Consider the following 18,065-nt stretch of genomic DNA (forward strand, 5'->3'; position numbering starts at 1 on the left):
GCCGCGGTCGCGGCGAGCGGGCTGGTGCTGCTGGCCGCCGGGCTGCTCGGCGCGGGCGCGACTGCCGCCGCGAAATGGCTGCTCGTCGGCCGGATCGAACCCGGCGAAAAACCGCTCTGGTCGTCTTTCGTCTGGCGCAACGAACTCGCCGACACGTTCGTCGAGATGGTCGCCGCGCCCTGGTTCGCGGTCCCCTGGCTCGGCACCGCGCCGTTCAACGCCTGGCTGCGGCTGCTCGGCGCGAAGATCGGCCGCGGGGTGTGGTGCGAGACCTACTGGCTGCCCGAAGCCGACCTGGTCAGGCTCGGCGACGGCGCGACCGTCAACAGAGGATGCGTGCTCCAGACCCATTTGTTCCACGACCGTGTACTCAGCATGGATACGGTGTCCCTGCTGGACGGCGCCACCCTCGGCCCCAACGGGGTGGTGCTGCCCGCCGCGAGCCTCGGCGAGAACGCCTCCGTCGGACCTGCCTCCCTGGTGCTGCGCGGTGAGTCCGTGCCCGGCCACACCCGCTGGTCAGGCAATCCGATCGTCGCGGCGAAGGAGTGAGCGTGCCCCGCGCGTACTTCCCGGAGCGCGCGCCCAAGCCCTACCGGGTCCTCCGGTACGACCTGGCGCTCGACTACCGGGTCGGCCCCAACCGGCTGTCCGCGACCGCGGTCCTCACCTGCCGGGCCATCCGCAGGATCGACCGGATCGAACTCGACTTCGGCCCGTTCAAACTGGCGAAGGTGCTGGTCGACGGGCGGGCCGCCCGCTTCACCCACCGGGGCGAGGTGCTGCGGATCGCACAGGCCGTCCAAGGCGAGTTCACCGTCGAGGTCCGCTACTCCGGCAACCCCAAACCCGTCTCCAGCCACTGGGGCGGGCTCGGCTGGGACCAGCTCACCGACGGTTCCCTCGTCGCCAGCCAGCCGATCGGCGCGCCGTCCTGGTTCCCCTGCGACGACCGTCCCGCCGTCAAGGTCCCCTACCGGATCTCCGTGACGACCGGAGCCGACTACGACGTCGTCGCCACCGGCGAACTGGTGTCGCGGCAGCGGTCCGGGGCGTCCATCACCTGGGTGTTCGAGGAGAACGCCCCGATGGCGTCCTATCTGGCGAGCGTCCAGGTCGGCAGGTACAGCAGCACCCGGCTGCCGGGAACGGTCCCGCAGACCGTGCTGCATCCGGCGCGGCTGACCGACGCCGTCCAGCGCGACTTCGCGCGGCAGAACCGGATGCTCGAGACCTTCGCCGACCTGTTCGGGCCCTACCCGTTCCCGTCGTACACGGTGATCATCACCGATGACGATCTGGAGATCCCCGTCGAGGCCCAGGGCATGTCGGTGTTCGGCGCCAACCACCTCGACGGCACCAACGAACGGCTCATCGCCCACGAACTGGCCCACAACTGGTTCGGCAACAGCCTCACCCTCGGGGCGTGGCGCGACATCTGGCTGCACGAGGGGTTCGCCTGCTACGCCGAGTGGCTGTGGTGGGAGGCGTCCGGGCAGGGTTCGGCGGACGAGCACGCCCGCCGCTGGCACGCCAGGCTCGGCCACCGTCCGCTGGAGTTCGCGCTCGCCGACCCCGGACCCCGCCGGATCTTCGACGACGGCGTCTACAAGCGCGGCGCGCTCACCCTGCACGCCCTCCGCCTCAGGCTGGGCGACGACACGTTCTTCACCCTGCTCAGGGAGTGGACGGCCGTCCACCGGCACGGCACCGTCAACACCGCCGAGTTCATCGAGCTGGCCGCCCGGCACGCGGGCGGCCCCCTCGACGTCTTCTTCATCGGCTGGCTGATGGACCGGTCCCTGCCGCCTCTGAAGGGTTAGGTCGTAGACACGGCCTAAGGCTGGAGGCGTTCGGCGAGCCATTTGAGGGCGAGCGGGTAGCGGTACTCGATCTGGCCGTGGGCGCCGTCGAACAGCTCGAAGTGCACCTTGCCGTCGTCGACGCCCGCCGCGGCCAGGGCCCGCTGGTAGGCGACGGCGCCGAAGTCCAGGTAGTACTCATCCGACGTGCCAGCGTCGATCCAGACGGCGTTCAGCGAACGGGCCGCGTCGGCCTTCTCGGCGACCATCCGGACCGGGTCGAGGGCCAGCCAGCGCTCCCAGACGTCCGGGACGGGCGCGCCCAGCTCGTCGAACGGGAGCAGGACGGTGCCGTCGGGCTCGGCCGAGTAGCAGGACGCGTACCCGTAGGTCTCGATCAGCGGGAAGTCCGACTTCTTCGTCCCCACGGGGCGGCCGGAGCGGAAGTCGGCGAGGAACGCCTCCCACGACCCCTCGTAGGCGTCGCGCAGGATCCGTGCGACGCTCGCGAACTCGGGCAGGTAGCAGACCTCGAACAGGGCGTCCCCGGCGTGGGTGGCGAGCGCCCCGAACACGTCCGGGCGGAGCAGCGGGGTGATCATCGCTCCGTAGCCGCCGCTGGATTTTCCGGTGATGGCGCGGTGGTCGCGGTCGGCGAGCGTCCGGTACCGGCCGTCGACGAAGCCGACGACCTCTTCGCAGAGATAGGAGTGGTAGCGGCCGGTTCCGGGGGAATCGAGGTACTGGCTGCCGCCGACGGCCGTCCACGCGTCCACGAAGACGACCAGCGCGGGCGGGGCCTCCCCCGAAGCGAAAAGATCGTCCACGAGCTGGGGATAGCTCGGCCGCCACGGCGCGTGCTGCTTCCATCCCTCGATCGCCCCGGTGTATCCCTGGATCACATAGATCACGGGGAGCCGGTCGGCCGAATCGTCGTAGCCGGGCGGCACGTACACCCAGAGTTGACGTTCGTGAGAATCTCCGAGCGGGTTCCCTTTCAAGAACTCGCTGGTCAGCGTATGTTCGTCGAGCCGTCCTGCGAACATGGCGATCTCCCTTGATCGGTTCGGTCGTTTCAGCCTATGCCGGTCACTCTGGGGTGGCACTTAGGGCGTAAAATGCGACGGCCGGGACAGATCACCGGCTCTGGATCGGTACAGTCAAAGCTCTGCTTTGAGCGTCGGGAACCTTCGCGCGGACGCGCCAATGACCCCACGTTCACAGGTCCGGTGCGAGATGCGTCACACTGGGCAGAGAAGTGTTCGGGAGGAGAAGGCGTGTCGGACCGCGACATCGAAGTACTCAGCAAGGCCCCGCTCTTCGAGGCGCTCGACGACCAGGGGGCCAAGGCGCTGCGCGCCCACGTTTCCGAGGTGCGTCTGGCGCGCGGTCAGAGCCTGTTCCACGAGGGCGACACCGGCGATCGCCTGTACGTGGTGCTCGAGGGCAAGATCAAGCTCACTCGGATGGCCCCTGACGGCCGCGAGAACCTGCTCAGCGTGCTCGGCCCGGGCGAGATGTTCGGCGAGCTCTCGCTGTTCGATCCGCGTCCGCGGACCGCCGGCGCGATCGCGGTGACGGAGTGCCGGCTGGCCGGGCTCGGCCACGACGACCTGCGCCCGTTCCTGACGGCTCACCCGGAGGTCGGCATCGCCCTCCTCCAGGCACTGTCGGAGCGGCTCCGCAAGACCAACGAGGTGATGGCCGACCTGGTCTTCACCGATGTCCCGGGCCGTGTCGCCAAGGCGCTCCTCGATCTGGCGGAGCGTTTCGGCCAGCCGACGGACAACGGCCTGCACGTCCACCACGACCTGACCCAGGAGGAGCTCGCCCAGCTCGTCGGCGCCTCCCGCGAAACGGTCAACAAGGCCCTCGCGGACTTCGCCGCCCGCGGCTGGCTCCGCATCGAGGCCCGAGCCGTCGTCATCCTCGACATCGAACGCCTCCGCAAGCGCTCCAAGTAGCCCGTCCCCACCAAAGCCGCCCGCTCCCCCGGGCGGCTTTGCCGTGCTTCCGATCAGTCGGGGGTGGGGGTGGTGAGGTAGTCGATCTGGGCTTGGACGGACCATTCGGCGGCGGGCCAGAGAGAGGGGTCGGTGTCGGCGTAGACGATTTCGACCACTTCGCGGGGGGTGGTGGCGCCGGCGGCCAGGGCGGCTTCCACCTGTTTGAGGCGGGTTCTGCGGTGGGTGAGGTAAGTGTCCAGGGCCTTGGCCGGGTCGGCGAGGACGGGGCCGTGGCCGGGGAGGATGTGGGCGATCCGCTGCTCGTCGGTGTGGGCGCGGAGCTTCTCCAGGGAGTCGAGGTAGTCGCCGAGGCTGGAGACGATCGTGGAGCCGTAGCCGAGGACCGTGTCGCCCGTCAGGACGGCGTGGTCGCCCGCCACGAAGAACGACAGGGAGTCGTCGGTGTGGCCGGGAGTGCCCCAGACGCGCAGCTCCAGCCCGTCGACGTCGAGGACGTCGCCCTCGGACAGGCCCTCGGCACCGAAACGGTGCGCCGGATCCAGGGCCAGAACGGGCGCCCCGGACAGTTCCGCGAACCGCTTGGCGCCCGCCGCGTGATCGTGGTGGCCGTGGGTGAGCAGGGTCTGCGCGACGGTCAGGCCGCGCTCCCGCACCGTCCTCAGGACGTGCTTGAGGTGGCGTGAGTCCTTCGGGCCCGGGTCCACGACGACGCAGCGGCGTGCGCCCGGCTCGGCGAGGATCCACGTGTTGGTGCCGTCGAGCGTCATCGGGGACGGGTTGGGGGCGAGCACGCTCGTCGCCCGTTCCGTCCCGCCGATCTCAACGTGGCCGCGGCGGCGTGCGGCGAGCGCGCCGAAGATCCCGCCGTAGGAGCCGAGCACCATCATCCCGGCGCGCGGGTCCGCCAGGAACCTGCGGGCCAGGGCCAGCTCACTCCGCGAAATACCCATCAATCCCCATAATGCGCTTCGTACTGGTGGGTGTTCTTGTCGTCGGGGAGGACCAGATACGGCTCCCCGTCGATGATCTGGCCGCGCGGTTCGTGGACGGTGAAGGTGCGGTCGGAGGCCAGCACCTCGGCGACCGTCCCGAACGCGAGCAGGTCGCGGAGGGTCGCGAGGGTCGGCGGCATCAGGAAGATCTCGCCCTTCCCGGCCCGCTCCAGGGCGTCGGCGGGCCGCATCCAGGCGACCTTGTCGGCCTCGGTGCTGACGTCCAGCGCCCGCTGCCCCTCGGGCAGCGCCGCCATGAAGAACCGGGTGTCGAACCGTTTCGGTTCGATCGCCGGGGTGATCCAGTGCGCCCAGGGCCGCAGCAGGTCGGCGCGGAGCCGCAGCCCCCGCCCGGTCAGGAACGACGCGAGGGACTGGCTGCGGTCGAGCAGCGCCAGCCGGTCGGCTTCGAACGGCGCGGTGTCGGCGACGATCTCGTCCTGCGAGGCGCCCGCCAGCAGGACGTGCGCCTCCTCGAAGGTCTCCCGGACGGCCGCGCACACCAGTTCCTTGGCCAGTTCGGGGGTGGCGGTGAACGCCGTACCCCAGGCCGTCCAGTCCTCGTCGGAGGTGTATTCGGCGTCGCGGGCGTCGACGGACCCGCCGGGGAACACGTACGCCCCCGGCGCGAACGCCATCGACGACACCCTGCGCAGCATGAAGACCTCGAGGCCGTCCCGGTCCCTGAGCAGCACGACCGTGGCGGCGTGCCGGGGCACGGGCGGCTGCTTACGTCCCGACTCGAGATCGAGGATCAGTTCCCGGAACTCTTCGGGGAGCTTCAGTCCGTTCATACCGCCACATTCGTGCAGAGTGCATCGAATAAGTCAAGAGTTACCGAACCTCGGCGATGATCTCCACCTCGACAGGCGAGTTCAGCGGGAGAACCGCCACGCCCACGGCGCTCCGGGCGTGTACCCCGGCTTCGCCGAACACTTCGCCGATCAGGTTCGAGGCTCCGTTGATGACGCCCGGCTGCCCGTAGAACTCGGGACTCGACGCCACGAACCCGACGACCTTCACGATCCGCACCACATCGTCCAGGTCGACGACCGAGCCGAGCGCCGCGATGGCGTTCAGCGCGCACAGCGCCGCCATCTCGTGCGCCTCTTCGGCCGTCACCCCGGCGCCGACCCGGCCCGTCGAGGGCAGCTCGCCCTTGACGAACGGGAGCTGCCCCGACGTGTACACGTGGTTCCCCGACCGCACCGCCGGCACATAGGCCGCGACGGGCGGCGCGACGGGCGGCAGCGCGAGCCCGAGCTCCTTCAGCCGCTCTTCGACCCGGCTCATCCCAGCGGCCGCTTGAAGTACGCGACGAGCGTGTCGCCGCCCTGCGGACCCGGGATGACCTGGACGAGCTCCCACCCGTCCTGTCCCCAGTTGTCGAGAATCTGCTTGGTCGCATGAATCAGCAACGGCGCTGTCGCGTACTCCCACTTCGTCATGGCCCAAGATTAGGGCTTGGTCGGGCTCTCCACTGCGCTCGGGGGTTCGGCGGCGACCTCGGCGACGATCTGGTCGCCCGGTTCGTTGATCGCTTCTTCGAGTGCGGGCACTTCGGCGACGTCCGGGGCGGGCCGTTCGGGCGCCGGTTCCGACAGTTTGTCGAAGAACCGCAGCATCTCGACGGGGAGCGGCATGACCAGGGTGCTGTTCTTCTCGGCGGCCACCTCGGTGACGGTCTGGAGCAGCCGCAGTTGCAGCGAGGCGGGGTCCTTGGACAGTTCGTGGGCGGCCGCGGCGAGCCGTTTGGACGCCTGGTACTCGCCGTCCGCGGTGATGATCCGGGCGCGCCGTTCCCGTTCGGCTTCGGCCTGCCGCGCCATCGACCGTTTCATCCCTTCGGGCAGCGAGACGTCCTTGATCTCGACCCGTTCGATCCGGACGCCCCAGGGCCCTTCGGTCATCTCGTCCATGATCGTGCGCAGTTCCGCGTTGATCTTGTCCCGTTCGGCGAGGAGGTCCTGCATGTCGGCGCGGCCGATCACCGACCGCAGGGAGGTCTGCGCGACCTGGGAGACGGCGTAGGTGTAGTGCTGCACGTTGACGATCGCCTTCACCGGATCGACCACCCGGAAATAGACGACCGCATCCACCTTTACGGACACGTTGTCCCTCAGACGGTGCTCGACGCCGTCCGGTTTCCACCGTAAACGGCGGACCGCTCGACGACCCTCCACCACGGTGTCAGGAATCACTTATCCGGTCCCTCAGGGTCTTTGCGCCGCGAACGATAACCTCGGAGGCGTGAGCGCGAAAGATACCGATTGGGACGGCGTACGGCTCCACGTTGTCACGGGCAAGGGCGGCACCGGGAAGACGACGGTGGCCGCGGCCCTGGCACTCGCACTCGCCGCGGGCGGCAGGAAGGTGCTGCTCGTGGAGGTCGAGGGGAGACAGGGCATCGCCCAGCTCTTCGACGTGCCCCCGCTGCCGTACGAGGAACGCAAGGTCGCCGTGGCCCCCGACGGCGGCGAGGTCTTCGCCCTGGCCATCGACACCGAAGAGGCGCTCATCGAGTACCTCGAGATGTTCTACAACCTGAAACGGGCCGGGAAGGCGCTCACCAAGCTGGGCGTCATCGACTTCGTGACCACGATCGCCCCCGGCCTGCGCGACGTCATCCTCACCGGCAAGATCAGTGAGTCGGTCCGGCGCAAGGACAAGACCGGACGGCTCGTCTACGACGCGATCGTGATGGACGCCCCGCCGACCGGCCGGATCACCAAGTTCCTGAACGTCAGCGACGAGGTGTCGAACCTCGCCAAGGTCGGCCCGGCCCGCAACCACGCCGACCTGGTGATGAGCGTGATCCGCTCCCCGCAGACGGCCGTGCACTTCGCGACGCTGCTGGAGGAGATGCCCGTCCAGGAGACCCTCGACGGCATCCACGACCTCCGTGAGACGGGCATCCCGGTCGGCGCGGTGATCGTCAACATGGAGCGTCCCGCGCTGCTGTCGGACGCCGAGCTGGCCGCCGCGACCGAGGGCTCGCTGGACGTCGGGGAGATCGTCCAGGGGCTCAAGTCGGCCGGGCTCGAGCAGCACGCCGAGGAGTTCGCGGCCGCCCTGGCCGCCGAGGCCACCGAGCACGCCCAGCGCGCCGCCCTGGAGCGCAGGGAGAAGGCCAGGCTCGACCACGGTGCCCCCTCGGTCGCCCGGTACGACCTGCCGTTCCTCACCCACGGCATGGATCTGGCGGGCCTCTACGATCTGGCCCAGTCCCTCCGCGCGCAGGGAGCAGCGTGAAGACCTCCACCCACCTCGACATCGACGCCCTGATCGACGACCCCCGCACCCGGATCATCGTGTGCTGCGGCGCGGGCGGCGTCGGCAAGACCACGACCGCCGCCGCGCTGGGGCTGCGCGCCGCCGACCGGGGCCGTGACGTCGTCGTCCTCACCGTCGACCCGGCCCGCAGGCTCGCCCAGTCGATGGGCCTGTCCGAGCTCGACAACAGCCCTCGGAAGATCACCGGCGTGACGGGCACCGGCGAACTGCACGCCATGATGCTCGACATGAAGCGCACCTTCGACGAGATCATCGAGGCGCACTCCGACCCGGACCGGGCCAAGCAGATCCTGGCCAACCCCTTCTACCAGTCGCTCTCCTCGTCGTTCTCCGGGACGCAGGAGTACATGGCGATGGAGAAGCTCGGCCAGCTCCACCGGAGCGACGCCTGGGATCTGATCATCGTCGACACCCCGCCGTCGCGGAACGCCCTGGACTTCCTGGACGCCCCCGAGCGGATGGGCCGCTTCCTCGACGGCCGTTTCATCAAACTGCTGTTCGCGCCCGCCAAGGCGGGTGGCCGGCTGGGGATGAAGGTGTTCTCCGCAGGCTTTGGTCTTGTCACCAGTGCGGTCACCAAGGTGCTCGGCGGTCAGCTCCTCAAGGACGTCTCGACCTTCGTCACGGCGTTCGACACCGTCTTCGGCGGGTTCCGGGAGCGCGCCGAGAAGACCTACGAGCTGCTGAAGACGCCGGGCACGGCGTTCCTGGTCGTCGCGGCGCCCGAGCCCGACGCGCTGCGCGAGGCGTCCTACTTCGTGGAGCGTCTCACCACCGAGAAGATGCCCCTGGCGGGGGTCGTGGTGAACCGGATGGCGGGCAGCGGCGCCGCGGCCCTGTCGGGCGCGCGCAGCCAGGCCGCCGCCGAAACCCTCGACGAGCGGGGCGAGCACCTGCTCACGGCGTCGCTGCTGCGGCTGCACGCCGAGCGGATGCAGCTCGCCGCACGCCAGGAACGGCTGCGCGACCACTTCGCGTCGGCCAATCCGACCGTGCCGGTGACGACCGTCCGGGCGCAGGCGGAGGACGTCCACGATCTCGACGGGCTCCGCGCGGTGGGCGTCGGGCTGGCCGAAGCCTGAAGCAGCCTGGCCACATCCGGCCAAGCAACCTTCCCGGCATTCCACCTGAGTTCGGACACGACGAAACCGGGGTACGAGTGACGTACCCCGGTCAGGTCGATTGGGTTGGCGTGCTAGCTGGCCACGACGAGCTCGTCGGCGTCCGTCGAACGCTCGTACTCTTCCTTGGCCGTCTCGAGCAGATCGCGCCACGAGGTGACATCGGGTCTGCGGCGCAGCAGAGCGCGACGTTCACGCTCGGTCATGCCACCCCAGACACCGAATTCGATCTTGTTGTCCAGCGCATCGGCGAGGCACTCGGTACGCACCGGGCAGCCTCGACAGATCATCTTGGCTCGATTCTGAGCCGCGCCTTGAACGAACAGAGCGTCCGGGTCCGCGTTACGACAGGCGGCACGGGCGGTCCAATCCGTGATCCACATCTTGGCCCCACTCCCCTAGGGTCTTGTGTGTTGTTTTGCACCTGATGGCCAAGACGGGCGCGGACGTCATGACCGGCAAACAAAAGCCGTGGGAGAGAACTTACGGAAGCGAGAAGCGTTTCAACAGTCCCCAGAGGGCCCATTCTCGATATAGCCCCAAGGGGCCATGCCTCACCTGATGACTAGTTACTGCTACAGTGCTGCGCTTGTCTTGACCCTATCGGGGTACCAAGATCCACATGCTGGAATCGGGGGATCGGCGGGAAGGCAAGCTGGGCGGCCTGGTCAAACTGGTCGCTGCCGGCGCGACGATGGGCGGCCTGGCCGCGCTACTCGTCCTGCCGGGGGTCGGTGCGGCGGCGCTCGGCGCCAAGAAGGCCGCGGACGACTTCCGTGACATGGACATCGAAAAGATCACACGGGCGCCGTCGGAGAAGACTCACGTCTACGCCGCCGACGGACGGACCATCGCGACATTCTTCAACGAATTCCGCGAACCGGTCCGACTTGATCAAGTGTCGCCCGTCATGCGCCGCGCGATCGTCGCGATCGAGGACGCGCGCTTCTACGAGCACGGGCCACTGGACGCCAAAGGCACCCTGCGGGCGCTCACCCGCAACGCCTCTTCGGGCAGCACCGTCGAGGGCGGCTCCACACTTACTCAGCAGTACGCGAAGAACCTGCTGCTCAACAACGCGACGACCAAGGCCGACCGGGAGCGCGTCACCTCGGCGACCGTCGTCCGGAAGGTCAGGGAGCTGCGGTACGCGATCTCGCTGGAAGAGTCCATGAGCAAGGACAAGATCCTTGAGGGCTATTTGAACATCGCGTACTTCGGCGGCGGCGCCTACGGCGTCCAGGCGGCCGCCAGGCGGTTCTTCGGCGTCCCGGCGTCCGCGCTGACCCTGCCGCAGGCCGCGCTGCTCGCCGGGCTCACCAAGAACCCCGTCGCGTTCGACCCGACCCGGCACCCCAAGGCCGCCAAGGACCGGCGCGACACCGTCCTGCTCCGGATGGCCGAGCTGGGCATCGTCACCGACAAGCAGGCCAAGGCCCTCATCAGGCAGAAGGTCGTGCTGCACCCGACGAAGCCCACCGGCGGCTGCGCCACCAGCAGACTGCCCTTCTACTGCATGTACGTCCGGAACGAAATGATCCGTGTGCTTTCGGGCGGCGACAAGACGAAGGTGAAGGACGCCATCGACAAGGTCCAGCGGGGCGGCTACACCGTCCGGACCACGCTCGACTGGGACGTCCAGAACGCCGCCCAGAAGTCCGTCGACGAGCGGACCTCGCCGAACAGCAACAAGGTCGCCGCGCAGGCGATCGTCGAGCCCGGCACCGGCTGGGTGAAGGCCATCGTGACGTCCAAGCGGTTCGGCGGGAAGAAGCCGAAGACCACCATCAACCTGGCGGCCGACACCGCGCACGGCGGCGGCATCGGCGTCTCCGCCGGCTCCACCTTCAAGATCTTCGCGGTGCTGGCGGCGCTCGACCGGGGGATGCCCGTCGGCACCAGCTACTCCTCGCCCAACGCGGTGCAGATCGGCGGATACACCACCTGCTCGGGCAAGCGGCTGCCGACCTGGACCGTCAAGAACTCCCACGAGAGCACCGCGGGCACCTTCAACCTGCGCTCCGGCACGCTCAAGTCCGTCAACACCTACTTCGCGAAGCTCGAACGCGAGATCGGGGTCTGCTCGGCCGTCCGGATGGCGGAGCGGTTCGGGATGAAGCGCGCCGACGGGCGCCCGCTGTTCCAGGTGCCGTCGCAGGTGCTGGGCAGCAACGAGGTCGACATGGTGCACCTGTCGGCGGCGTTCGCCGGCATCGCCAACCACGGCCGCTACTGCCCGCCGACCGTGATCACCGAGATGACCACCCCGGACGGCAAGCAGATCCCGCTGCCCAACCGCTGCACCCAGGCCGTCGCCCCGCACGTCGCGGACACCACCCAGGCCATCATGAGCGGCATTTTCAGCTCGGAGGGAACCGCTAACAAAGTGTCACCGCCGGGTAACGGTGCGGCGGGGAAGACCGGAACGTGTGAGAACTTCTCGTGCGCCGTCTTCGCCGGCTCCTACGGCAACCTCGCCTCGGCCGTCGCCTACTGGGACTATCGCGGCGGCTTCAAGCACCCCGTCTGGAACGTGTACGGGGCGGGGCTGCCCGCGAAGGTCTGGTCGGCGACCCTGCGCCGCGCGGCCGCCGCCCAGAAGCCCGTCACCGCGATGCCGAGCGTCAAGGGACTGTCGCTGGGAGCGGCGCTGTCGGTGCTGACCAGGGCTGGTCTGCGGCCGGCCGTCTCGCAGGGGCCGGTCAGCTCGGTGCTGCCGATGGGCAGCGTCGCCTACACGTCGCCGAGCACGACGGTCCAGAAGGGGGGAGCCGTCACCGTCTATCTCTCGAACGGCTCCGCTGGGTGAACTGTCCGCTATCGTCCGGGCCGGTTCGGGGTTGCGGGTACCTTAAGACCCGTGCTGCCTTCCATTGAAGATCGAAAGAGCGCCGCCGCGACCGTGCTGAAGCTGGTCGCGGCGAGCGTCGTGGCGGGGGTTCTGGTCGCTCTGGTCGCTCTGCCCTTCGTCGGCAGCACGGGCATCGCCGCCCGCGACGAGGTCGACGAGTTCATGGGCCTGGGCGTCGCGGAGATCAACCAGAAGCCGCCGGAACGCACGGTCGTGTACGACGCCAAGGGCAACGTCATCGTGTCCTTCTACGACCAGTTCCGCGAGAGCGTGAAACTGTCCCAGGTCGCGCCGATCATGCAGAAGGCCATGGTCGCGATCGAGGACGCCCGCTTCTTCGACCACGGCGCACTCGACCTCAAGGGCACGCTGCGCGCCGCCGTGAAGAACGTCACGTCCAAGAACACCGAGGGCGGCTCGACCCTGACGCAGCAGCTCGCGAAGAACCAGCTCGTCAACGACACCAACACCAAGGAGGGCTACGACGCCGTCACGGCGCCGACCCTCGACCGCAAGCTCCGCGAACTCCGCCTCGCGATGTACCTCGAGCAGACGATGTCCAAGGAGCAGATCCTCGAGGGCTACCTGAACATCGCGAACTTCGGCGCCAGCTCCTACGGCGTCCAGGCCGCGGCCAAGCGCTACTTCTCCAAGTCGGCCTCCCAGCTGACGCTCGCCGAGGCCGCCACGCTGGCGGGCATCACCAAGAACCCGGTCCAGCTCGACCCGATCGAGAACCCGAAGGACTCCAAGACGCGCCGCGACACCGTCCTGCAGCGGATGGCCGACGTCGGCATCATCGGGCAGGACGAGGCCGACGCGGCGAAGAAGACGCGGATCAAGCTCAAGGAGTACAAGCCGAAGGGCGGCTGCGAGACCAGCAAGTCGCCGTACTTCTGCGAGTACGTCCGCGGCGAGATGGTCAAGATCTTCATCGGCGACAAGAAGCCCGCCGACGAGAAGGAGAAGCAGAGCCTCAGGGCCGCGGCCATCAAGAAGCTCAACAGCGGCGGCTACAAGATCTACACGACGCTCGACCCCAAGACGCAGAAGGCGGCCGAGAACGGCCTGAAGTACGGCGGCTACGTCACGGCGAAGAGCAACAGGGTCGCCACCCAGGCCATGGTCGAGCCCGGCACCGGCAAGATCAAGGCGATCGCGGTCAGCAAGAAGTACGGCACCGACCCGGGTGAGACCACCTACAACCTGGCGGCGGACCAGGAGCACGGCGGCAGCGGCCAGGGCGTCCAGCCCGGCTCGACCTTCAAGGTGTTCACCCTGCTCGCCGCGCTGGACAACGGGATCCCGATCCGGACCAGCCTCGGCCTCGGCGGCGGCCCCCGGTTCGACGGCTACACCAACTGCGCGGGCCAGGACGCCGGAAGCAAGTACGACCCGGGCAACGCGGGCGGCGGCAAGGGCCCGTGGAACCTCAAGACCGGCACCGCGAACTCGGTCAACACCTTCTACGCGGACCTCGAGGCCAAGGTCGGGCTCTGCGAAGCGGTCAAGATGGCCGAGAAGTTCGGGCTCAAGCGCGCGGACGGCAAGCCGCTGGAGCAGGTCCCGTCGCAGGTGCTCGGCTCCCAGCCGGTCGACATGGTGCACATGGCCACCGCGTACGCGGGCATCGCGGCGCGCGGCAAGTTCTGCGACCCGGTCGCCGTCACCAGGGTCGTCGGCCAGGACGGCAAAGAGCTCAAGCTGCCTGAGAAGAAGTGCGAGCAGGTCATCGACCAGCAGGTCGCCGACGCCGCCGCCGACATCATGACCAACACCTTCCGCAACGGCACCGCCAGCAGTGTGGGGACGCCCGACGGACGTCCGGCCGCCGGCAAGACCGGCACCTGCGACCAGTCCGTCTGCACCGCTTTCGCCGGGTTCACCCCACAGCTCGCCGCCGCCGTCGCCTACTGGGACATCCGCGGCATGTACGGCTACCCGGTCAACGTCTACGGCGCGACGGTCTGCGGCCCGATGTGGCGCGACTCGATGGCCGCGGCGCTCAAGGGCCTGCCGTTCGCCTCCTTCAAGAAGCCGACCCGTGACTTCGGTGACGTGCGGATCAAGTCGATCCCGAACGTGGCCGGGCAGGACGTCGGGAAGGCCGTGGCCATGCTGAAGGCCGCAGGCTTCACGGTGAAGATCGACCCCAGGCCGATCAAGTCGGACCAGCCGCTCGGCAAGGTCGCCCGGATCAGCCCCGCGGGCCAGGCCGACGAAGGCACGCTGATCACGATCTACATCAGCGCGGGCGGCGGCAAGCCGGACAAGCACGGCAACGGCAACGGCAACGACGGGCACCAGCCCGGCAACGGCTGGTGGCCCTTCTAGACACGCCGGAGCCCCGGACCCGACCATTCGGGCCCGGGGCTCCGTCCGTTCTAGGCGAGCTGCTTCTTGACCTCGGCGGCGACCCGGCCGCCCTCGGCACGTCCCGCGACCTTCGGGTTGACGATCTTCATGACGGCGCCCATCGCGCGCGGTCCCTCGGCGCCCGACTCGGCGATGGCGGCGGTGACGATCGCGGCGATCTCGTCGTCGGAGAGCTGCTGGGGCAGGTAGGCCTCCAGGACCGCCAACTCCTCGCGCTCCGCCTGCGCCTGCTCGGCACGCCCGCCGCCGTCGAACGCCTCGGCGGCCTCGCGGCGCTTCTTCGCCTCGCGCGTCAGCACCTTGACGACGTCGTCGTCCGACAGCTTCCGCTCGGCCTTCCCGGCCTTCTCCTCGTTGGTGACGGCGGCGAGGGCCATCCTGAGGGTGCGCTTGCGCACCTCGTCATGGGCCTTCAGCGCGGCCGTGAGGTCGGCTTCCAGCTTCTCCTTCAACATGCCCCCATCATGCCCCTCCCCGGGCATGAGGATCACACCGTTTATGCCGTGGGGTCCTCCGGGTCTGGCAGCATGAAGACATGCGGAAGCTCCTTGCTGTACCCCTCGGACTGGCCGGCGCGGGCGTCGCCACCTTCGGATACGCCTCGGTGATCGAGCGGAACTGGTTCCAGCTCCGCCGGTTCGAGGTGCCCGTGCTGAAGCCCGGCACCCATCCGATCAAGGTCCTGCACCTGTCGGACGCCCACCTCACCCCGGGCCGCACCAGGATGATCCGCTGGGTTCGCGCGCTCGACGCGCTGGAGCCCGATCTCGTCGTCAACACCGGCGACTCCATCTCCCACCCGGACGCGATCGGCCCGTTCCTCGAACTGCTCGGGCCGCTGCTGGAGCGTCCCGGCGTGTTCGTGTACGGGTCGAACGACATGTTCTCGCCGGTGTTCAAGAACCCGCTCCGCTACGTCTGGCGGACTTCCAAGCGCGACTACGCGAAGCGGCGGCGCACCGCCGACCTGCCGTACAAGGAGCTGGGCGCGGCACTGAAGTCGTCGGGCTGGCTCGATCTCAACAACCACATCGGCCGGCTCAAGATCTCCGGTCTGGACATCGAGCTCGCCGGCATCAACGACTCGCACATCAATCTGGACCGCTACGACGACATCGCGGGCCCCGTCGACCCGCGCGCGGATCTGACGATCGGCGTCACCCACTCCCCCGAGCCGCGCAACCTGGACCGTTTCGCGGCCGACGGCTACCAGCTCCTCCTGGCCGGCCACACCCACGGCGGCCAGGTCTGCGTCCCGTTCTACGGCGCCCTGGCCACCAACTGCGGCCTCGACCGTCCCCGCGTCAAGGGCCTGCACCGCCACCACGACTCCTGGCTCCACGTCAGCGCCGGCCTGGGCACCTCCCCCATGGCCCCCTTCCGCTTCTGCTGCCCCCCCGAAGCCTCCCTCCTCACCCTCACCCCCCGCCGCTCCTAACCGGTTCGTCCGTTCCGCCGGGCACCGCCACGAACGTTTTCCACAGGCTGTGGCGGAGCCCGTCGGGGTAGCGGCCCCTGGTCGCCGTGATCCCGACGGTGAGCCCCTGAACCCCGAACACCCACAGCTCGGCACGCCCCCCGTTGTTCTTGACGGTCGCCGCGGGATGCCCGTCCAGCTTGAACGTCGGCTCGGGCAGCCCATCCATCCCCGTCCGCCTGATCCAGTTCCCCGCCCGCACCATGACGGCGCCCTTCGCCCCGGGAGCCCCACGGAAGACCAACTCTGACGCGAAGTGCCGGCCGCCCAGCTCGAACGCCGCCGACTCGGGCACCAGCCCCTTCGGCAGCGGCCCCACCTTGAACGGCCAGGAGAACCGCCTCCCCCCGCCGATCTCCATGCTCTCCGCGACACGCAGCACGGCCTTGTGCCCGAAGACCGCCACATCGGCCTGGAGCACCGCCCACTCCGCCGGCGCGTACTCCCACACCAGCCCCGACGGCCGCGACGCCCGCGGCGGAATCACCCAGAACGCCTTCCGCCCCGCCGCCGACTTCACCGGCACGTACTTCGCCGCGTTCGGCTGCCTCTTCCACGCGTCCGGGTTCCGGTCGGGCCCGGCCATCAGAAACCTGACCTCGATCGGCGAACCCGCGTACACGTCGATCGGCGTCCCCGACCGCGTCGCCGCGACGGTGAAGATCTGCTCCTCGACCGCCACATGCAGATTCCCCATCCGTTCGGGCAGCCACCCGAACCGCGCGAACTCCACCAGCGGATCGAACCGCTCCACCGCCTCCGCCAGGGGCCCCGGCCGGAACAGCAGCCGCCCTTCCTCGTTCCCGCGCACCGAAACGACCGTCCCGGCGACCCCGGCGAAGACGAGCCCCCCGGCGACCACCCCCGCCGCCCGCCGCACCAGCACCCGACGCCGTCCCCGCCGCCGTGCCGCCACGAGATCGAACCGCCCCACCGGCATCGGCTCCCGAGCCAGCTCCCCGATCATCCCCCTGACCTGGATCTCGTCCATCAGGCCTCCACCACCCCAAGCCCGCGCCGCAACGCGCTCAACCCACGAGCCGTCTGCGACTTGACCGTCCCCTCCGACACCCCGAGCACCCGAGCGGCCTCCGCAACGGACAGATCGCAGTGGTACCGCAGCACCAACGCCGCCCGCTGCCGCGCCGGGACCTTGGCCAGCGCCTCCCTGACGTCCATCACCGCCTCAAGATCACCCTGGTAGGCCTCTCCCTCCGGCAGCACCTCCACCACCCGCACCCGGGCGAACCACCCCCGCCGCTGCTCCCCCAGGAACACCCGGACCAGCATCGTCCGGACATACGCATCCAGGTTCTCGGCTCTCGTGGCCTGCCCCCACTTCACATACAGCCGCTCTGCAGTGACCTGGACCACATCGTCAGCCCGATCTCCATCCCCGCACATCAGATACGCGACCCTCCGCAACCAGGGCAGACTCTCCGCCACGTAGGCCGAGAACTCCTCATCCCGCTTCACCCGCATCCCTCCACACCCCCTTAAATGCCACCACCCCCTCCCCAGGTTGCACCGCCCCCTCGATTCCAGATCGCGACCACCCCCAACCATCCGCTAGACTTCACGAGGCGCCAGGGAAACACCTCCTGGCACCGGGGTGTAGCGCAGCTTGGTAGCGCGCTTCGTTCGGGACGAAGAGGCCGTGGGTTCGAATCCCGCCACCCCGACCATGCAGTAAAGGTGTGAAACGGGCTCTCAGGACAGATAACCTGCGGAAACGCAGGGGTCCTGGGAGCCCGTTCTAGTTTTCACTGACGTCTGACTAACGTCCGAGATACCCCTCACACACCATGATCATCTCCCAAAAATCTCCCAGAATTCCCGGCCGGGAGACGCTTGGGAGAAAGATCGTCTCCCAGATTTCGGGGCATGTCGGTCGCGGATTCCGCAGACACCCCGCGGGCCACCGGGAGGATCGTGCCCCCGACCCCGTCAAGCCCAGCAGGTCGGCCACGAGCCGCCACCATCCCTGTGGAGCGGCTGTCAGACAACACCGACGACCCAGCTCTAGCACCCACATCTAACGCCACGATGGCCCTTCAATCCACGCACCTGAGCTGGAGCGTCGGCGAGTGCGGCAGAAGAGTGGACTTCGCTCAAGCCGACCAAGCGAGTAGTAGCCAGTTCGCAGAGTGCAAGACCGATCCCGGGAAAAAATCAGGTGCGGCCC

Annotated in this window: 17 protein-coding genes, 1 tRNA gene and 1 pseudogene; 9 read left to right on the top strand and 10 right to left on the bottom strand. The window is 68.8% G+C overall.

The window, feature by feature from the left end; translation table 11 throughout:
* Both ACYVE7_RS03320 and ACYVE7_RS03325 read left to right on the top strand, forming a co-directional pair.
* Positions 1-552 (top strand): annotated as a pseudogene (locus ACYVE7_RS03320) (amino acid adenylation protein); the annotation flags it as partial.
* A gap of 2 nt (positions 553-554) precedes the next feature.
* A complete protein-coding gene (locus tag ACYVE7_RS03325; protein ID WP_460363017.1) occupies positions 555-1,823 on the top strand; it encodes a M1 family metallopeptidase in 1,269 nt (422 codons plus the stop codon).
* A 14-nt stretch (positions 1,824-1,837) separates the two neighbouring features.
* On the opposite strand, the gene ACYVE7_RS03330 is transcribed toward ACYVE7_RS03325, so the two are convergent.
* Positions 1,838-2,848 carry an alpha/beta hydrolase gene (locus tag ACYVE7_RS03330; protein WP_460363018.1) on the bottom strand — a complete coding sequence of 337 codons (1,011 nt, stop codon included), beginning with the start codon at positions 2,846-2,848 and terminating at the stop codon, positions 1,838-1,840.
* A gap of 231 nt (positions 2,849-3,079) precedes the next feature.
* On the opposite strand from ACYVE7_RS03330, the gene ACYVE7_RS03335 reads away from it, so the two are divergent.
* On the top strand, positions 3,080-3,766 hold the full coding sequence (locus ACYVE7_RS03335; protein ID WP_460363019.1) for a Crp/Fnr family transcriptional regulator: 687 nt from the start codon (positions 3,080-3,082) through the stop codon (positions 3,764-3,766).
* Between the two features lie 53 nt (positions 3,767-3,819).
* On the opposite strand, the gene ACYVE7_RS03340 is transcribed toward ACYVE7_RS03335, so the two are convergent.
* From ACYVE7_RS03340 to ACYVE7_RS03360, 5 genes are read right to left on the bottom strand one after another with little or no spacing between them, the layout of a single operon-like run.
* Complete coding sequence (locus ACYVE7_RS03340; RefSeq protein WP_460363020.1) at positions 3,820-4,719, bottom strand: MBL fold metallo-hydrolase; 900 nt, start codon at positions 4,717-4,719, stop codon at positions 3,820-3,822.
* The gene (locus tag ACYVE7_RS03345) at positions 4,719-5,555 is read right to left on the bottom strand and encodes an NUDIX hydrolase (RefSeq protein ID WP_460363021.1); all 837 of its coding nucleotides are present in this window, start codon (positions 5,553-5,555) and stop codon (positions 4,719-4,721) included. The genes ACYVE7_RS03340 and ACYVE7_RS03345 overlap by 1 nt, the downstream gene beginning before the upstream one ends.
* Positions 5,556-5,595: 40 nt before the next feature.
* Positions 5,596-6,054 (bottom strand): RidA family protein, encoded by a 459-nt coding sequence (locus ACYVE7_RS03350; RefSeq protein ID WP_460363022.1) that lies wholly within the window; start codon positions 6,052-6,054, stop codon positions 5,596-5,598.
* The gene (locus ACYVE7_RS03355; RefSeq protein ID WP_460363023.1) at positions 6,051-6,209 is read right to left on the bottom strand and encodes a DUF4177 domain-containing protein; all 159 of its coding nucleotides are present in this window, start codon (positions 6,207-6,209) and stop codon (positions 6,051-6,053) included. The genes ACYVE7_RS03350 and ACYVE7_RS03355 overlap by 4 nt, the downstream gene beginning before the upstream one ends.
* 9 nt (positions 6,210-6,218) lie before the next feature.
* The gene (locus tag ACYVE7_RS03360; RefSeq protein WP_460363024.1) at positions 6,219-6,962 is read right to left on the bottom strand and encodes an SPFH domain-containing protein; all 744 of its coding nucleotides are present in this window, start codon (positions 6,960-6,962) and stop codon (positions 6,219-6,221) included.
* Positions 6,963-7,011: 49 nt separating this feature from the next.
* On the opposite strand from ACYVE7_RS03360, the gene ACYVE7_RS03365 reads away from it, so the two are divergent.
* Both ACYVE7_RS03365 and ACYVE7_RS03370 read left to right on the top strand, forming a co-directional pair.
* Positions 7,012-8,013: an ArsA-related P-loop ATPase gene (locus tag ACYVE7_RS03365; RefSeq protein WP_460363025.1), complete on the top strand. Its 1,002-nt coding sequence runs from the start codon at positions 7,012-7,014 to the stop codon at positions 8,011-8,013.
* Positions 8,010-9,137, top strand: coding sequence for an ArsA family ATPase (locus ACYVE7_RS03370; RefSeq protein ID WP_460363026.1), 1,128 nt, complete (start codon positions 8,010-8,012; stop codon positions 9,135-9,137). The genes ACYVE7_RS03365 and ACYVE7_RS03370 overlap by 4 nt, the downstream gene beginning before the upstream one ends.
* 113 nt (positions 9,138-9,250) lie before the next feature.
* On the opposite strand, the gene ACYVE7_RS03375 is transcribed toward ACYVE7_RS03370, so the two are convergent.
* Complete coding sequence (locus ACYVE7_RS03375; RefSeq protein WP_460363027.1) at positions 9,251-9,559, bottom strand: WhiB family transcriptional regulator; 309 nt, start codon at positions 9,557-9,559, stop codon at positions 9,251-9,253.
* Between the two features lie 239 nt (positions 9,560-9,798).
* Here ACYVE7_RS03375 and ACYVE7_RS03380 point away from each other — a divergent pair, with 239 nt between their 5' ends.
* Positions 9,799-11,985, top strand: a complete 2,187-nt coding sequence (locus ACYVE7_RS03380) for a transglycosylase domain-containing protein (protein ID WP_460363028.1) — start codon at positions 9,799-9,801, stop codon at positions 11,983-11,985.
* A gap of 51 nt (positions 11,986-12,036) precedes the next feature.
* A complete protein-coding gene (locus ACYVE7_RS03385) occupies positions 12,037-14,361 on the top strand; it encodes a penicillin-binding protein (RefSeq protein WP_460363029.1) in 2,325 nt (774 codons plus the stop codon).
* 50 nt (positions 14,362-14,411) lie between these two features.
* Here the strand turns inward: ACYVE7_RS03385 and ACYVE7_RS03390 are convergent, their stop codons facing one another.
* The gene (locus ACYVE7_RS03390) at positions 14,412-14,858 is read right to left on the bottom strand and encodes a GatB/YqeY domain-containing protein (protein ID WP_460363030.1); all 447 of its coding nucleotides are present in this window, start codon (positions 14,856-14,858) and stop codon (positions 14,412-14,414) included.
* 80 nt (positions 14,859-14,938) lie between these two features.
* Between ACYVE7_RS03390 and ACYVE7_RS03395 the strand changes: the two genes are divergently transcribed.
* Positions 14,939-15,841, top strand: a complete 903-nt coding sequence (locus ACYVE7_RS03395; protein ID WP_460363031.1) for a metallophosphoesterase — start codon at positions 14,939-14,941, stop codon at positions 15,839-15,841.
* Here ACYVE7_RS03395 and ACYVE7_RS03400 read toward each other — a convergent pair.
* On the bottom strand, positions 15,822-16,871 hold the full coding sequence (locus ACYVE7_RS03400; protein ID WP_460363032.1) for a hypothetical protein: 1,050 nt from the start codon (positions 16,869-16,871) through the stop codon (positions 15,822-15,824). The two genes, ACYVE7_RS03395 and ACYVE7_RS03400, sit on opposite strands and share 20 nt — an antisense overlap.
* Positions 16,871-17,362 carry a SigE family RNA polymerase sigma factor gene (locus ACYVE7_RS03405; RefSeq protein ID WP_460363033.1) on the bottom strand — a complete coding sequence of 164 codons (492 nt, stop codon included), beginning with the start codon at positions 17,360-17,362 and terminating at the stop codon, positions 16,871-16,873. The genes ACYVE7_RS03400 and ACYVE7_RS03405 overlap by 1 nt, the downstream gene beginning before the upstream one ends.
* Before the next feature lie 126 nt (positions 17,363-17,488).
* Between ACYVE7_RS03405 and ACYVE7_RS03410 the strand changes: the two genes are divergently transcribed.
* A tRNA-Pro gene (locus ACYVE7_RS03410) sits at positions 17,489-17,565 on the top strand.
* The last annotated feature ends 500 nt before the right edge of the window (positions 17,566-18,065 follow it).

The sequence above is a fragment of the Actinocorallia lasiicapitis genome (genome assembly GCF_054778695.1).

What these genes read in the sequence shown, in the direction of transcription:
- ACYVE7_RS03390 (WP_460363030.1), bottom strand. Translation starts at nt 14,858, where the DNA reads ATGTTGAAGGAGAAGCTGGAAGCCGACCTCACGGCCGCGCTGAAGGCC.
- ACYVE7_RS03405 (WP_460363033.1), bottom strand. Translation starts at nt 17,362, where the DNA reads ATGCGGGTGAAGCGGGATGAGGAGTTCTCGGCCTACGTGGCGGAGAGT.
- ACYVE7_RS03355 (WP_460363023.1), bottom strand. Translation starts at nt 6,209, where the DNA reads ATGACGAAGTGGGAGTACGCGACAGCGCCGTTGCTGATTCATGCGACC.
- ACYVE7_RS03400 (WP_460363032.1), bottom strand. Translation starts at nt 16,871, where the DNA reads ATGGACGAGATCCAGGTCAGGGGGATGATCGGGGAGCTGGCTCGGGAG.
- ACYVE7_RS03345 (WP_460363021.1), bottom strand. Translation starts at nt 5,555, where the DNA reads ATGAACGGACTGAAGCTCCCCGAAGAGTTCCGGGAACTGATCCTCGAT.
- ACYVE7_RS03380 (WP_460363028.1), top strand. Translation starts at nt 9,799, where the DNA reads ATGCTGGAATCGGGGGATCGGCGGGAAGGCAAGCTGGGCGGCCTGGTC.
- ACYVE7_RS03340 (WP_460363020.1), bottom strand. Translation starts at nt 4,719, where the DNA reads ATGGGTATTTCGCGGAGTGAGCTGGCCCTGGCCCGCAGGTTCCTGGCG.
- ACYVE7_RS03395 (WP_460363031.1), top strand. Translation starts at nt 14,939, where the DNA reads ATGCGGAAGCTCCTTGCTGTACCCCTCGGACTGGCCGGCGCGGGCGTC.
- ACYVE7_RS03330 (WP_460363018.1), bottom strand. Translation starts at nt 2,848, where the DNA reads ATGTTCGCAGGACGGCTCGACGAACATACGCTGACCAGCGAGTTCTTG.
- ACYVE7_RS03350 (WP_460363022.1), bottom strand. Translation starts at nt 6,054, where the DNA reads ATGAGCCGGGTCGAAGAGCGGCTGAAGGAGCTCGGGCTCGCGCTGCCG.
- ACYVE7_RS03375 (WP_460363027.1), bottom strand. Translation starts at nt 9,559, where the DNA reads ATGTGGATCACGGATTGGACCGCCCGTGCCGCCTGTCGTAACGCGGAC.